This window comes from Natronococcus sp. A-GB7 (genome assembly GCF_029688865.1).
Classification (GTDB): domain Archaea; phylum Halobacteriota; class Halobacteria; order Halobacteriales; family Natrialbaceae; genus Natronococcus.
The window spans coordinates 103,682-115,996 of record NZ_JARUKV010000011.1; the positions used below are offsets into that span (position 1 = coordinate 103,682).

The window sequence follows — 12,315 nt, forward strand, 5'->3', positions numbered from 1 at the left end:
CCTCAGAGCGAGCGAGCCGAGTTCAGCACGACGAGCAGGCTGCTCGTCGCCATCGCGACGGCCGCGAACAGCGGATTGAGTAGGCCGGCGATCGCCAGGGGGATCGCGACGGCGTTGTAGACGAACGCCCAGCCGAGGTTCTGCCGGATACGCCGGTTGGTGGCGGCCGCGACGTCGAACGTCTCCGCGACCAGTCCGAGGTCGTCGTCGACGACGACGGCGTCGGCAGCGTCCGTCGCGAGTTCGGTGCCGCTGCCCAGCGCGATGCCGACGTCGGCGGCGGCGAGCGCCGGCGCGTCGTTGCTGCCATCACCGACCATCGCGACCGATCCCCTCGAGCGCAGCCGTCGAACGGTCTCGGCTTTCGCCTCGGGCGGGACGCCCGCGAAGACCTCGTCGACGCCATCGACGTCCCGGAACCGGTCCGCCGCGGCTCCCTCGTCGCCCGTGAGAACGACGACCTCCCGCCCGTCAGCGAGGGTCGCCACCGCCTCCTGCCACTCCGCTCGCGGGGTGTCGCCGACGGCGATCACGCCGCGGGCTCGGCCGTTCCAGGCGACGACGACCGGGACGGCGCCGCTCTCGCGGATCGAGTCGATCCGGGACTCGAGTTCCGACGGGATCGACTGTCCGAGCTCTCGACAGCAGTCGAGGTGGCCGGCGACGACGCAGTCGCCGTCGACGCGAGCGCTCACGCCTCGAGGGTGGCGCTCGAAGCCGTCGGCGTCGGCGGCCTCGACCCCGATTCTCTCGTCGTTCTCGACGGCGTCGACGACGGCGGCACCGATCGGGTGCTCCGACAGCGCTTCGACGGCCGCGGCTCGCCGAACGAGGTCGTCGGCGTCGATCCCGTCGACCGTGTGAACGGCGTCGACCGACATCGAGCCCTCGGTCAGCGTTCCCGTCTTGTCGAGGACGACGACGTCGATCTCGGGCGCCGCCTCGAAGATCGTCTCCGCGGCGACGACGATCCCGCGCCGGGCCGCGCGCTGGACGCCGGAGGCGATCGCCAGCGGCGTCGCGAGCCCGAGTGCGCAGGGACAGGAAACGATCACGACCGTCAGACCGACGAGAAACGCCGTCGAGAGGGCGGAGCCGGTCGCGAGCGACGCGACGGTCGCGACGGCCGCGAGCGCGAGGACCAGCGGGACGAAGATCGTCGCGAGCTTGTCGGCGAGGCGTTGCACCCCGGGCCTCGAGCTCTGGATCGACCACAGCATCGAGACGAGGCGGTCGTGGGTGCTCTCGGCCTCGTCGCCGACCGCGAAGACCAGCGGCGCGTCGGTGACGACGGTTCCCCCGCGGACGGGGTCGCCAACGGCCTTCTCGACGGGGAGGGACTCGCCCGTGACCAGCGACTCGTCGACGGCGGCCCGGCCCTCGCGGACGGTGCCGTCGAGCGGGACGCGCTCGCCCGGTCGAACGAGCAAGCGATCGCCCGGATCGACGGCGGAGATCGGCACGGTGTCGCCGGTGTCGGCGCGGCGGGCTTCGTCGACCTGGGCTTCGGTGAGCTCCGAGAGCAGGCCGGCCGCGCGGCGCTTGATGCGCCCCTCGTAGTAGCTGCCGGCGGTGACCGCGAGGACGACCGCGACCGAGACGTCGAAGTAGAGGTCGGTCCGACCGAGTCCCATCGCGAGGGTGCTGTAGGCGTAGGCGCCGAGGGCGGCGAGCGAGACGAGCAGATCCATGTTCGGCATTCCCGCCCTGAGGCTGACGTACGCTCCCCGAAGGATCGGCAGACCCGTGTAGAAGAGGACGAACGTCGTCATGAGCCAGATGTTGACGGCGACGTAGTAGCCGTCGTAGCTCCCGAAGTCGGCGAGGGCCTCGTAGCCGAAATAGGTGGGGTAGAGGAAGACGGCGTACCAGATCATCACCATCATCCCGAACATCCCGCCGCCGATCAGGAACTTCACGAGCGCGGCGTCGCGAGGCTCCTCGTCCCGTCCATCGCCTCGTTCCCGGGCCTCGTAGCCGTAGCCCGAGACGACGTCGGGCAGGCGCTCGGCCTCGAGCGAATCGGGATCGTAGACGAGTCGCAGCGTGTCCGTGGCGTAGCTCGCCTCCGCCCCGTGGACTCCCTCGGTGTCGGTCGCCCGCGCCTCGAGAAACGCCTCGCAGGTCCCACAGTGCATCCCGTCGACCGCGAGGAAGGCGTCCTCGCCCTCGAGATCGTCGAGCGACGGCGACTCGCTCTCGAGGCGGTCGCGGACGGCCGTCTCGTCGACGTCGTCGACCGTCTCGAGCGTTCGGTGGACGTCGAGACAGCCTCGACAGCAGAAGGCACCCTCGACGTCGGCGTCGGTAACGGGATCGGCCGGCGTCGGTAGCTCACAGAGCGTACACGCGTCGCTCCCGGTGGAACTGGCGACGGGATCGCGAACGGAATCGGCTCCGACCGCATCGGAGCGGGCGTGTGAGGAGGTCATAGGCGCGGGAGGCAGTATCGCGTGGGGTACGGACGGGGAGTGACACCGCTCGAGTCGCGGAAACACGGGTCCGACGCGGCGATCGACTGAAGCCGGGTGCGGACTACGACGTCTCGCTCGAGTCGTGACCGTGGCCGCCCGGAACCGGCGTGAACGCGACGTAGAGACAGGCGATGATGATTACGACGTTGATCGCGGAGACGACGCCAGCCGAGAGCGAACTGCCGAGGCCGTACCAGGTGACCGGCAGGAGCGCGAGCAAGCCGACGACGAGCGCAGCCCGCGGGGAGAGCGCCTCGAGATCCATACACGAACTCGGGGCGAGCTACCCTTAATAATAACCCCCGTTCCTACGGGGTGAGAATCGGGTCAGTTTATTATGAAAGCCCCCTTCTTATCCGGGCGTATGTGTGCGATGACGGATGAGTCAGAACAACGGCGGGAGATCGGCCACGACGAGTACGATCCCGTCGGAACGCTGGCGCTGATCACGGTGTACTTTCTCATCATCGCGTTGCTATGGGTGTTCATGTACTTCGTCGAGTTTCTCGGGAACGAGCCGACCGTCGTCGGCAGCTTTCTGACGGTGGTGGGGATCGCGTGAACGTCCACACCTACGAGAAGGTGTGGCTGATCGGGGCGCTGGTCCTGATCGTCGGGTTTATCGTGACGATCACCTACGGCTCCGTCGGCCTCGGTATCGCGATGGTCGACGACAGCGAGGAGACCATCGAACCGAGCGAACTCGACGAGGACGAGCGGTTCGCCGACCCGCGCGTCGAGCAGGTCGGCGAGAACGAGTACGAGGCCTACGTCGTCGCTCAGACGTTCATGTTCCAGCCCGATCCGGTCGAGGTGCCGGCCGGAAGCGAAGTGACGTTCTACGTGACGAGCCGGGACGTGATCCACAGCTACAGCGTCGCCGGAACGAACATCAACACGATGGTCATTCCCGGCGAGGTGGCGGTGATGACCGTCGAGTTCGACGAGGCCGGCGAGTACGGCGTCGTCTGTAACGAGTACTGCGGCTCCGGCCACCACACCATGGAGGGAGAACTCCACGTCGTCCCTGACGAGGAGTTCGACATGACCGAACTCTCCGTCGAGGCCGACGACGAGGTCGAAACCGGCGACGAGGCGACGATCGAGGTCGACGTCGAGAACGGGATGCTCGAGGCACTCGAGACGACCGTCACGCTCGAGATCGGCGACGAGGCGCTCGCGGAGAACGTCACGATCGACGGCGGCGAGACCGAGACGACGACGTTCACCGTCGACACTGCGGATCTCGGCGAGGGCGATCACGACTGGACGGTCACCGTCGACGACTACGAGGACAGCGGGACGCTAACCGTGGTCGACGAACTCGAGGAGGACGACGACGATGAGTAACGCGTACATCGACGACTTCCCGGCGGAGGCGAAGGTGGTCCGCACGGCGTTTTACAGCTCGTTCCTCGCGCTCGCACTGGGGGGCGTGTTCGGGGTCATCCAGACGCTCCACCGGACCGGCTACTACCGGTTTATCGATTCGGCGGACTACTACACCGTCCTCACCGCTCACGGCGTCTTCCTCGTGATCTCGTTTACGATCTTCTTCCTCGTCGGCGTGTTCACGTGGGCGATAACGACCAGTCTCGACCGGGGCGTCGAGGACCTCCGGTTTACCTGGGGTTGGTACGGACTGATGGCGATCGGCATCACGCTGAGCGGCGTTGCGATCCTGGCTGGCTTCACTGACGCAACCGACATCAGCGCGTCGGTGCTGTTCACGTTCTACGCACCGCTGCAGGCACACCCGATGTTCTACCTCGGACTCGTTCTGTTCGTCGTCGGGACCTGGCTCGCCGGCGTCGACTGGTTCCGCTCGTGGTGGGCCTGGAAGGCCGAAAACCCCGACGAGCGGATCCCGCTGCCGACGTTCATGGTGCTGACGACGATGTTGATGTGGTACATCGCGACGCTGGGCGTCGCCGCGGCGATCCTGGTGTTCCTGCTGCCGTGGTCGCTCGGACTGGTCGAGAGCGTCAACCCGCTGCTGACCAGAACGCTGTTCTGGTTCTTCGGCCACCCGGTCGTCTACTTCTGGCTGATGCCGGCGTACATGATGTGGTACATTATGCTACCGAAGGTCTCCGGCGGGAAGCTGTTCAGCGATCCGCTGGCCCGCGTCGTGTTCGTTCTCTTCCTAATCCTCTCGGTGCCGACGGGGATCCACCACCAGTACCTCGATCCCGGTATCGCGGAGGGCTTCAAGTTCATCGCGATGACGAACACGATGTTCCTGCTGTTGCCGAGCCTGCTGACCGCCTTTACGGTCGTTGCCAGTATGGAACACGGTGCTCGCCAGCGCGGCGGTGAGGGCTACTTCGGCTGGCTGAAGGCGCTACCGTGGCGCGACCCCGTCTTCACCGGGATGGCGCTTGCCGGCCTGATGTTCGCCGCCGCCGGTTTCTCGGGCATGATCAACGCCGGGATGAACATCAACTACCTCGTCCACAACACGTTCTGGGTCGTCGGTCACTTCCACCTCACCGTGGGTACGGCCGTCGCGCTGACGTTCATGGCGGTCACCTACTGGTTCCTTCCCCAGATAACCGGGAAAGCGCTGTGGAGTCGCTCCGTCGCGCTCGGTCAGGTCGTGCTCTGGTTCGTCGGCATGACGTTCATGTCCAACGCGATGCACCGCGCCGGCCTGCTGGGCGTCCCTCGCCGAACGGCCGAACCCCAGTACGATGGGTTCGAGTTCGAGGCCGCGGTCGGAACCATGGGCGAGCTCCAGGCCCAGATCGCGCTGGGCGGAATCCTGCTGACGCTCTCGCTCGTCCTGTTCTTCGCGAACGTCGTGGGCACGGCCCTCAACGGCCGCAGCGACGACCTGCCGGCAAACGAGTACGCCGGAACGCTCTCGGGTCCCGAGGACGCCCCCCTCGTGCTCGACAACCTCAAGCTGTGGACCGCGATCGCGGTCGTGCTCGTGGTCTTCGCTTACACCTTCCCGCTGCTCTCGATCATCGACCGCGGCGGACTGTTCGGTCCCGATATCAACCCGTTCCCGGTTAGCCTCGAGACCGTTCACCTCCTCGCGTTCGCCCTCGAGTCCCACGTTACGGGCGCACTCGAGTCGGTCGCCTGGCTGGGGGTGAACCGGTAGTGCGGATCTCGAAGGCCGGACTGCTAGTCGTCCTGGCGCTGCTCGCACCGCTGCTCGTCGAGCTACGGACGGTACTGTCCTGGATAAACGTCGAGCTGACCGTCCTCGAGACCGCGGTCGTCGGCGCCATCCTCGTCGTCGCGGTCCTCGTCTGGGCGTTTCTCCCCGAGAACGGGAACGGGAAAACGGCCGAGGGGGACGCCTCGAGCGAGAACTGACGTTCCTACTGCCAGGTCTCGATCCGCCCCTCGCGAACGTCCTCGACGCAGCCCTCGCAGTCGGGGTGGCCGGCCTCGTAGCAGGCCGGACGGTACTCCTCGTCGAGCAACGCGGCCCGTCGCTCGGCGTAGCGTCGACAGACGATCTTCGCACGGTCCCGCTCGTCGGTCGGTAGCCCGCGGGCGTTTCTGGCCGACTGGTAGGCCTCTCGGGCCTCCCCGAGCTGGCCGTCCGTCGACTCCCGTAGCTCCTCGTACTGCTCGCCCGCCTCCCGGAGTTTCGTCCGGAGGAACCGCTCGAGCCGACGACGGTCCGACATCGTCGTTCGGTTAGGCGGGCGGACACATAGTCCCGTCGCCGGACCGGGCTACAGCTCCTGGCGGGTCGGCCGGATCAACAGCTCGTTGATGTCGACGTGTGTCGGCTGGCTCACCGCGAAACGGATCGACCGGGCGACGTCCGCGGGCTCGAGCGGCGTTATCCCCTCGAGCATCTCGTCGACCATCTCTCGCTGGTCGTCGTCGGGGATGTGTTCGGGGAGTTCGGTGTCGACGAAGCCGGGCTCGATGCTCGTCACTCGGATATCCGAATCGGCGACCTCCTCGCGAAGCGACTCCGAGAAGGCCGTCACGCCGAACTTCGAGGCGTTGTACCCGCTCGAGCCGGCGTAGGCCTTCCGGCCCGCGACCGACGAGAGGTTGACGATGTCGCCCTCCCCCGACTCCCGCATAACGTCGAGGGCGGCCTGAGAGGCGACCATCACCGCCTGGACGTTCAGATCGAGCATCCGCTGCCAGTCGTCGGGATCCGCCGTCGCGACCGGCTCGAGCAGCATGACCCCGGCGTTGTTGACGAGCACGTCGAGTCCGCCCAGCTCCGAGACGGTGGTCTCGATCATCTCCCGGACCTGGGTCTCCTCGGTGACGTCGGTCGGGACGACGAGCGCCTCGCCGCCCTTCGTTTCGATCTCGTCGGCGAGAGACTCGAGGCGGTCCTCGCGGCGGGCGGCGAGCGCGACCGACGCGCCCGAATCGGCGAGTTCGCGGGCCGTTGCCGCGCCGATTCCGGACGATGCGCCGGTCACGAGTGCGACCTGGTCGTCGAGTGGATTTGTCGTCATCACCTCCGTCGAGGGACGTCCCACAGAAAGGCGGCTGGGAGCCAGCAATCGGCCCGGAATCCGGCAGACGGATCAGTGCGCACACGGTGCGGGCAGGCGGTCGGCACGTACGGATCGGGAGGACGGATCAGTACGTGTGGAACAGGAGATCGGGGGATTCCGCCGAGAATCGGGATCGAGTCATGGAGAAGCGTTTTTTCGGTCCGTGTTGCACGGTTCCCATGGGCACCGAAGAGCGCCGAGCGAGCCGTCACGACGAGATCGAGGCGATCCTCGAGCGAAAGGGCGGTACCGAAGAAGCCAGAGACGACGCCGACAAGTACACCGTGGTCGGGGCAGCCGACAGGAGGACGTACGCGAACTGGCTGACGCCGATCGAGGAGCACTTCGTCTGTCACCGCAACGACATGCCGGAGGCCGACAGGGATGGCGAGTGGGCGGTCTCGCTGACGGGGTATCTCGAGGACGCGTACTCGGTCGCCGAGATCCGCGAGGAGTTCCCGACGGTCGCGGTTGCCCACACGATGGAGTGTGCGGGCAACGGTCGCGGTCAGCACCGCCCGGAGACCGGCAGCGTCCAGTGGGGGTACGAGGCCACCGGCACCGCGGTCTGGTCGGGAACGCCGGTGAGCGCCGTGCTTCGGGGGGAGCTCGAGGACGTCCCCGACGACGCCTGGCTCACGGCCGTCGGCGGCGACCCATCGGACGGCGAGGACGTCTTCGCGCGCTCGATTCCGCTCTCGAAGGCGGTCGACGACTGTATCCTGGCCTACGAGATGAACGGACAGGTGCTGCCCCGCGAACACGGCTTTCCCGTTCGATTGATCGTTCCCGGCTGGTACGGCGTCAACAGCGTCAAGTGGCTCGACGAGCTCCGCCTGATGGACGAGATGGTCACCGAAGAGTCGCTGGATCGACCCGGCGACCACGCCTACTGGCAACAGGAGGCCTACCGGATCCACCCGGCGGACACCGAACCCGAGAGCAACGCGACGATCGAAACCGTCGACACCTGGGACCAGCTCGAGAGCGGCGACCCAGCCCATCCCTACACCTTCGACCAGACGGTGATGTCGGTCATCGGCGAGCCCGACGGCGAGTCGGCCGTCACCGTCCCCGAGGACGGAACGGTCGAGATCACGGGCGTCGCGTGGGCCGGCGACGACGACGTCGCAGGCGTCGAGGTGTCGACCGACGGCGGCGACAGCTGGGCGGAGGCCGAGCTGTTCGGCCCCGACTACGCGGGCGCGTGGCGGCTGTTCCGGTACGACTGGGCGGCGACGCCCGGAGAGTACGTGCTTGCCTCCCGCGCGACCGACGACCGGGGGCGGCGCCAGCCGATGCGGATCTCGAACCCCGACGCGTGGCGCGACGCGCTCGCGGACGACGAGTTCCCCTGGAACGAGGGCGGGTACGCCGCCAACGCCGTGTTGCCGAACGCTCTCGAGCTCGAGGTCCGATCGCCGTAATCGCCAGACGGGAACACTTTCGCTCCGGTGCCGGCAGTTTAAATACGGTCGGGAGCGAACGTCGGTATGCCTCCCAGTGAAACAAAGAGGAGGCGTGACACAATGAGCGACGTACGACAGCACGCGGACGACATACACGACCAGTTTTCGGACCACATCGACGTCTCGGTCGACGACGTCGAGGATCGACTGACGACGCTCGTCGACGAGTACAAGGTGCCGATCGACGAGGCACGCCGGAGCGTCACCAACCACTACCTCGAGGAGGCCGGCCTCGACCGCGAGGACCTCGCGGGCGGCTCGAGCGAGGCGGCCAAGATCGAGGACGTCGACGAGCCCGAGCAGTGGATCGACATCACGGCCAAGGTCATCGAGCTGTGGGAACCCCGCAGCGACTCGGTCGCACAGGTCGGCCTGCTCGGCGACCCGACGGGGACGATCAAGTTCACCAAGTGGGCCAAATCCGAGCTTCCCACCCTCGACGAGGGCGGCGTCTACGAACTTCGCAACGTCGTCACCGACGAGTACGAGGGACGCTACTCGGTCAAATTAAACAGCACGACCGTCGTCGAGGAGCTCGACGAGGAGCTCGAGGTCGGCGACGACACGAGCGTGATCGAAGGCGCGCTCGTCGACATGCAAAGCGGCAGCGGGCTGATCAAGCGCTGTCCGAAAGAGGACTGCACGCGCGTCCTCCAGAACGGCCGCTGTAACGAACACGGCGAGGTCGAGGGCGAGTTCGACCTCCGCATCAAGGCCGTCGTCGACGACGGGCTCGACGCCCACGAGGTCATCTTCGACAAGGACGCCACCGAGAACCTGACCGGGATCAGTCTCGAGGAGGCCAAGGACATGGCGATGGACGCGCTCGACACGACCGTCGTCGCCGACGAGATCCGCGACCTGGTCGTCGGCACCTACTACCGGATCGAGGGGCCGACGTTCGGTCGCTACGTCCTGGCCGACGACGTCGAGGAGCTCGACGGACCCGCGGACGCCGAACAGCTGCTGATCAAAGCGAGGTCGATGTAAATGTCTCAGGCAGAACTCACCCGCGAAGTCGCGCGTCGCGTCTTCGCCTCCGAATTCAACGACTCGACGTACACGTTCAAGGAAAGCGACGACGAGCGCGCACCCAACTACGCCCTGCTGCCGACGGGCGACCGGGCCAACCGCGTGTTCGCCGTCGGCACGCTGACCGAAACCGAGGACGTCGGCGAGGACAGCGAGTACTGGCGCGGCCGCGTCGTCGATCCGACGGGAACGTTCTTCGTCTACGCCGGTCAGTACCAGCCCGAGGCCGCCTCTGTGCTGCGGGACACGGAGCCGCCGGCGTACGTCTCGGTCGTCGGCAAACCCCGAACGTACGAGACCGAGGACGGGACGGTCAACGTCTCGGTTCGCCCCGAGACGATCTCGATCGTCGACGAGGCGACCCGCGACCGCTGGGTCGTCGAGACCGCCGAGCGCACCCTCGATCGCATCGAGGAGTTCGAGGCCTGGCAGGACGAGCAGGAGGCCCCCGAGAGCGGCTCGACGGCGCCGACCAACGAGTACGCCCAGATGGCCCGCGAACGGTACGACTCGCCCGTCGAGAACTACCGCCGCGACGTGATCCAGGCCTTAGAGAGCCTCGAGAACGTCGAGGACGCCGAAGCCACGGCCTGATCGCGCCCTAACCGCCTCGTATTTTTACGACGACAGCGACTCCAGCAGCGAGCCGAGCGCCTCGAACTCGTCGTCGGTGACCTCGTGTCCCACACCGGGGTAGCGTCGCTCGGTAACGTCGGCGCCAGCGCCCTCGAGCGCACGCCCCGTTTCGGCGACGCGCTCGAGGTCGATCCGGGAGTCGTCCGCGCCGTAGCCGACGAACGCGGGCGTTCCCTCGAGGTGGCCCTCCATCGCCAGCTCGTCCTCCGGGCCACCCGCCATCCCGCCCGAGAGGAGGAACACGCCGCCGTACCGCCCTGGCCGACGGCGGACGAACTCCGCGACGACCGAGGCTCCCTGGGAGAACCCGACGAACACCACCCGCTCGGCGGGGATTCCGATCTCGCGAGCCGACTCGAGCGCGGCCTCGACCGACTCGACGCTCGAGGAGAGCCCCGGCTCGTTGGCCGCCCGCGGCGCGGTCGCGGGCCGCGGATACCAGCTGCCCCGGTGGGCCTGCGGTGCGAGGAAGGCGACGCCGTGGCGGTAGATCGGCTCGAGCAGGTTCACCATCCCCTGTGCCGTCGCGCCGCGGCCGTGGCAGGCGACGACCGCGACGTCGGCGGCTGCGGCCGGTGCTCCCGAGGTGACCAGCGGTTGCTCCGCGTGCGGACCCGATCCATCGGGATTCGAGTCCGTCATCGGTTGTTCGAGTCGCTTCCGTTCGGTTCCGGTTTGGGTCCCGTCAGCTCCGGCAGCTGACTCTCGATCAGCTCACGGTCCGGCTCGAACCACTCGGGCAGGTACAGCGACGGCTCCGAGGGGGAGTCCTCGACGGCGACGCCGTCGGTCTCCGTCGCCAGCTCGAACAGAATTCCGCCCGGCTCGCGGACGTACAGCGAGTGAAAGAGGTGTCTATCCTTCACCCGGGAGACGTCGTGGTTCCGGTCGGCGAAGAGCTCGCGCCACTCGTGGAGCTGTTCCTCGTCGGGAACCCGGACCGCGACGTGGTGAATCGTCCCCGGTCCTTCGCGGCCGAACGGAGCGTCTCGAGCGAGCACGTCGACGACGGTCGCTCGCGACCCCGACGCACGGTAGCGCACGCGGTCGCCCTCCTCGCCGACGGCGTCGAAGCCGAGCGTCTCGAGCGTCCCCGCCGTCGCGTACGGGTTGGCCGACAGGAGCGAGACGCCGTGGAGTTCCCGGATCGAAGCAGCGTCGGGAATCGTCGCCTCGAGTCGCGAGGACTCGTCGGTCGGCTCCGCCGCTTCTCGACCGTCGCCGTCGGAGGCCGCGACCAGCTCGAGCCGCGTTCCCGACGGATCCCGAAACTCGAGGGCCTGCTCGCCGAACCGCTCGGACGGCCCCTCGACCGCGACGTCGAAGCTCTCGAGTCGCGCTCGCCAGTACTCGAGGCTGCCGTCGGGAACGGCGAACGCGACCGAAGCGACCTGGGGCGTTCCGATCCGTCCCGGGTCGGCGTGGGGGTCGGGAAAGCAGGTGTACACCGTTCCCGGGGAGCCCCGCTCGTCGCCGAAGTAGAGGTGGTGCTGGAGGACGTCCTCGAAGTTCACCGTCAGTGCGGAAAGGTCGAGTCCGAGTACCCCGGCGTAGAAGTCGATCGCCGCCTGTCCGTCGCCGACGATTCCGGTCACGTGGTGAAGCCCGGGCGTGTCGGTGAGCATCGCTCGAGGGTTCGAGGGCGGCGCTGATATCCCTCCCGGTCGTTCGCCCCTGCGTAGCGGTACGTCGGCAGCATCGGCGAACGGATCGCTCGTCTGACGAATCGTTAAGTATTGCGACCGACGAGTATGGAGCGATGGGCAACAAGAACAAGACGATCTCGTTTCGCGTGAGCGAAGACGCCTTCGAGTCGCTCCAGGAGATCGCCGAGGAGCGCGACATCTCGTTGTCCGCCGTCTTCCGGGACTACGTCGACCAGCTCGTCGACCACGACGGCCAGGTCGCGGTCGTCCCCGAGGCCGACCTCGAGGACCGCACCGAGGGAGACGAGAACCTCGCCTTTCCCCCGACCGTCGAGGTGCCGAAGAGTTTCATCCGCGAACACGAACGACTCGAGCTCGAGGCCGACCACCTCCGCGAACAGTTAGACGAGTACAAGTCCTACGTCACCGAGCTACAGGACCGCCTCGAGGACGAGGACGAAGTACTCTTGCTAGACGACCTGGACGACGCCGACGAACCCTCGCAGCTGCGCTGATACGGTCTCCTGTAAGTCGTGCCGGTGCAACCCGACCGCCCTGCGGTTGC

At 67.3% G+C, this 12,315-nt stretch carries 14 protein-coding genes; 8 read left to right on the forward strand and 6 right to left on the reverse strand.

Features of this window, described 5'->3' with window-relative positions:
• Nucleotides 1–2: 2 nt before the first annotated feature.
• Complete coding sequence (locus QA609_RS11895; protein WP_278302827.1) at nucleotides 3–2,432, reverse strand: cation-translocating P-type ATPase; 2,430 nt, start codon at nucleotides 2,430–2,432, stop codon at nucleotides 3–5.
• Between the two features lie 103 nt (nucleotides 2,433–2,535).
• Nucleotides 2,536–2,739: a cytochrome-ba3 oxidase subunit gene (locus QA609_RS11900; protein WP_278290152.1), complete on the reverse strand. Its 204-nt coding sequence runs from the start codon at nucleotides 2,737–2,739 to the stop codon at nucleotides 2,536–2,538.
• A gap of 99 nt (nucleotides 2,740–2,838) precedes the next feature.
• Here QA609_RS11900 and QA609_RS11905 point away from each other — a divergent pair, with 99 nt between their 5' ends.
• Genes QA609_RS11905 through QA609_RS11920 form a run of 4 tightly spaced genes read left to right on the forward strand, consistent with a single transcriptional unit; the run spans nucleotide 2,839 to nucleotide 5,804 of the window.
• The gene (locus QA609_RS11905; protein ID WP_278302828.1) at nucleotides 2,839–3,036 is read left to right on the forward strand and encodes a hypothetical protein; all 198 of its coding nucleotides are present in this window, start codon (nucleotides 2,839–2,841) and stop codon (nucleotides 3,034–3,036) included.
• Nucleotides 3,033–3,824, forward strand: coding sequence for a cytochrome c oxidase subunit II (locus QA609_RS11910; protein WP_278302829.1), 792 nt, complete (start codon nucleotides 3,033–3,035; stop codon nucleotides 3,822–3,824). The genes QA609_RS11905 and QA609_RS11910 overlap by 4 nt, the downstream gene beginning before the upstream one ends.
• Nucleotides 3,817–5,586 carry a b(o/a)3-type cytochrome-c oxidase subunit 1 gene (locus QA609_RS11915; protein WP_278302830.1) on the forward strand — a complete coding sequence of 590 codons (1,770 nt, stop codon included), beginning with the start codon at nucleotides 3,817–3,819 and terminating at the stop codon, nucleotides 5,584–5,586. The genes QA609_RS11910 and QA609_RS11915 overlap by 8 nt, the downstream gene beginning before the upstream one ends.
• A complete protein-coding gene (locus QA609_RS11920) occupies nucleotides 5,586–5,804 on the forward strand; it encodes a CbaC protein (protein ID WP_278302831.1) in 219 nt (72 codons plus the stop codon). Before QA609_RS11915 ends, QA609_RS11920 begins: the two co-directional genes overlap by 1 nt.
• 5 nt (nucleotides 5,805–5,809) lie before the next feature.
• On the opposite strand, the gene QA609_RS11925 is transcribed toward QA609_RS11920, so the two are convergent.
• Complete coding sequence (locus QA609_RS11925; RefSeq protein WP_278302832.1) at nucleotides 5,810–6,124, reverse strand: hypothetical protein; 315 nt, start codon at nucleotides 6,122–6,124, stop codon at nucleotides 5,810–5,812.
• A gap of 48 nt (nucleotides 6,125–6,172) precedes the next feature.
• Nucleotides 6,173–6,925 (reverse strand): SDR family oxidoreductase, encoded by a 753-nt coding sequence (locus QA609_RS11930; protein WP_278302833.1) that lies wholly within the window; start codon nucleotides 6,923–6,925, stop codon nucleotides 6,173–6,175.
• Nucleotides 6,926–7,146: 221 nt separating this feature from the next.
• Here QA609_RS11930 and QA609_RS11935 point away from each other — a divergent pair, with 221 nt between their 5' ends.
• The 3 genes from QA609_RS11935 to QA609_RS11945 all read left to right on the forward strand — a co-directional run bounded on the left by QA609_RS11935 (nucleotide 7,147) and on the right by QA609_RS11945 (nucleotide 10,062).
• Nucleotides 7,147–8,394, forward strand: coding sequence for a sulfite oxidase (locus QA609_RS11935; protein ID WP_278302834.1), 1,248 nt, complete (start codon nucleotides 7,147–7,149; stop codon nucleotides 8,392–8,394).
• A gap of 102 nt (nucleotides 8,395–8,496) precedes the next feature.
• Nucleotides 8,497–9,426, forward strand: coding sequence for a replication factor A (locus tag QA609_RS11940; protein WP_278302835.1), 930 nt, complete (start codon nucleotides 8,497–8,499; stop codon nucleotides 9,424–9,426).
• Nucleotides 9,427–10,062: a DNA-binding protein gene (locus tag QA609_RS11945; RefSeq protein ID WP_278290144.1), complete on the forward strand. Its 636-nt coding sequence runs from the start codon at nucleotides 9,427–9,429 to the stop codon at nucleotides 10,060–10,062.
• A 24-nt stretch (nucleotides 10,063–10,086) separates the two neighbouring features.
• On the opposite strand, the gene QA609_RS11950 is transcribed toward QA609_RS11945, so the two are convergent.
• Both QA609_RS11950 and QA609_RS11955 read right to left on the reverse strand, forming a co-directional pair.
• Nucleotides 10,087–10,746 carry a dienelactone hydrolase family protein gene (locus tag QA609_RS11950; RefSeq protein ID WP_278302836.1) on the reverse strand — a complete coding sequence of 220 codons (660 nt, stop codon included), beginning with the start codon at nucleotides 10,744–10,746 and terminating at the stop codon, nucleotides 10,087–10,089.
• On the reverse strand, nucleotides 10,743–11,729 hold the full coding sequence (locus QA609_RS11955) for a VOC family protein (RefSeq protein ID WP_278302837.1): 987 nt from the start codon (nucleotides 11,727–11,729) through the stop codon (nucleotides 10,743–10,745). Before QA609_RS11955 ends, QA609_RS11950 begins: the two co-directional genes overlap by 4 nt.
• Nucleotides 11,730–11,863: 134 nt before the next feature.
• Between QA609_RS11955 and QA609_RS11960 the strand changes: the two genes are divergently transcribed.
• The gene (locus QA609_RS11960) at nucleotides 11,864–12,265 is read left to right on the forward strand and encodes a ribbon-helix-helix protein, CopG family (RefSeq protein ID WP_278302838.1); all 402 of its coding nucleotides are present in this window, start codon (nucleotides 11,864–11,866) and stop codon (nucleotides 12,263–12,265) included.
• Nucleotides 12,266–12,315 lie beyond the last annotated feature (50 nt).

Bases quoted from the DNA above. Each gene is read 5' to 3' on its own strand.
- QA609_RS11945 (WP_278290144.1), top strand. From the start codon at position 9,427: ATGTCTCAGGCAGAACTCACCCGCGAAGTCGCGCGTCGCGTCTTCGCC.
- QA609_RS11930 (WP_278302833.1), bottom strand. From the start codon at position 6,925: ATGACGACAAATCCACTCGACGACCAGGTCGCACTCGTGACCGGCGCA.
- QA609_RS11895 (WP_278302827.1), bottom strand. From the start codon at position 2,432: ATGACCTCCTCACACGCCCGCTCCGATGCGGTCGGAGCCGATTCCGTT.
- QA609_RS11955 (WP_278302837.1), bottom strand. From the start codon at position 11,729: ATGCTCACCGACACGCCCGGGCTTCACCACGTGACCGGAATCGTCGGC.
- QA609_RS11935 (WP_278302834.1), top strand. From the start codon at position 7,147: ATGGGCACCGAAGAGCGCCGAGCGAGCCGTCACGACGAGATCGAGGCG.
- QA609_RS11940 (WP_278302835.1), top strand. From the start codon at position 8,497: ATGAGCGACGTACGACAGCACGCGGACGACATACACGACCAGTTTTCG.
- QA609_RS11950 (WP_278302836.1), bottom strand. From the start codon at position 10,746: ATGACGGACTCGAATCCCGATGGATCGGGTCCGCACGCGGAGCAACCG.
- QA609_RS11925 (WP_278302832.1), bottom strand. From the start codon at position 6,124: ATGTCGGACCGTCGTCGGCTCGAGCGGTTCCTCCGGACGAAACTCCGG.
- QA609_RS11905 (WP_278302828.1), top strand. From the start codon at position 2,839: ATGTGTGCGATGACGGATGAGTCAGAACAACGGCGGGAGATCGGCCAC.
- QA609_RS11915 (WP_278302830.1), top strand. From the start codon at position 3,817: ATGAGTAACGCGTACATCGACGACTTCCCGGCGGAGGCGAAGGTGGTC.
- QA609_RS11900 (WP_278290152.1), bottom strand. From the start codon at position 2,739: ATGGATCTCGAGGCGCTCTCCCCGCGGGCTGCGCTCGTCGTCGGCTTG.
- QA609_RS11960 (WP_278302838.1), top strand. From the start codon at position 11,864: ATGGGCAACAAGAACAAGACGATCTCGTTTCGCGTGAGCGAAGACGCC.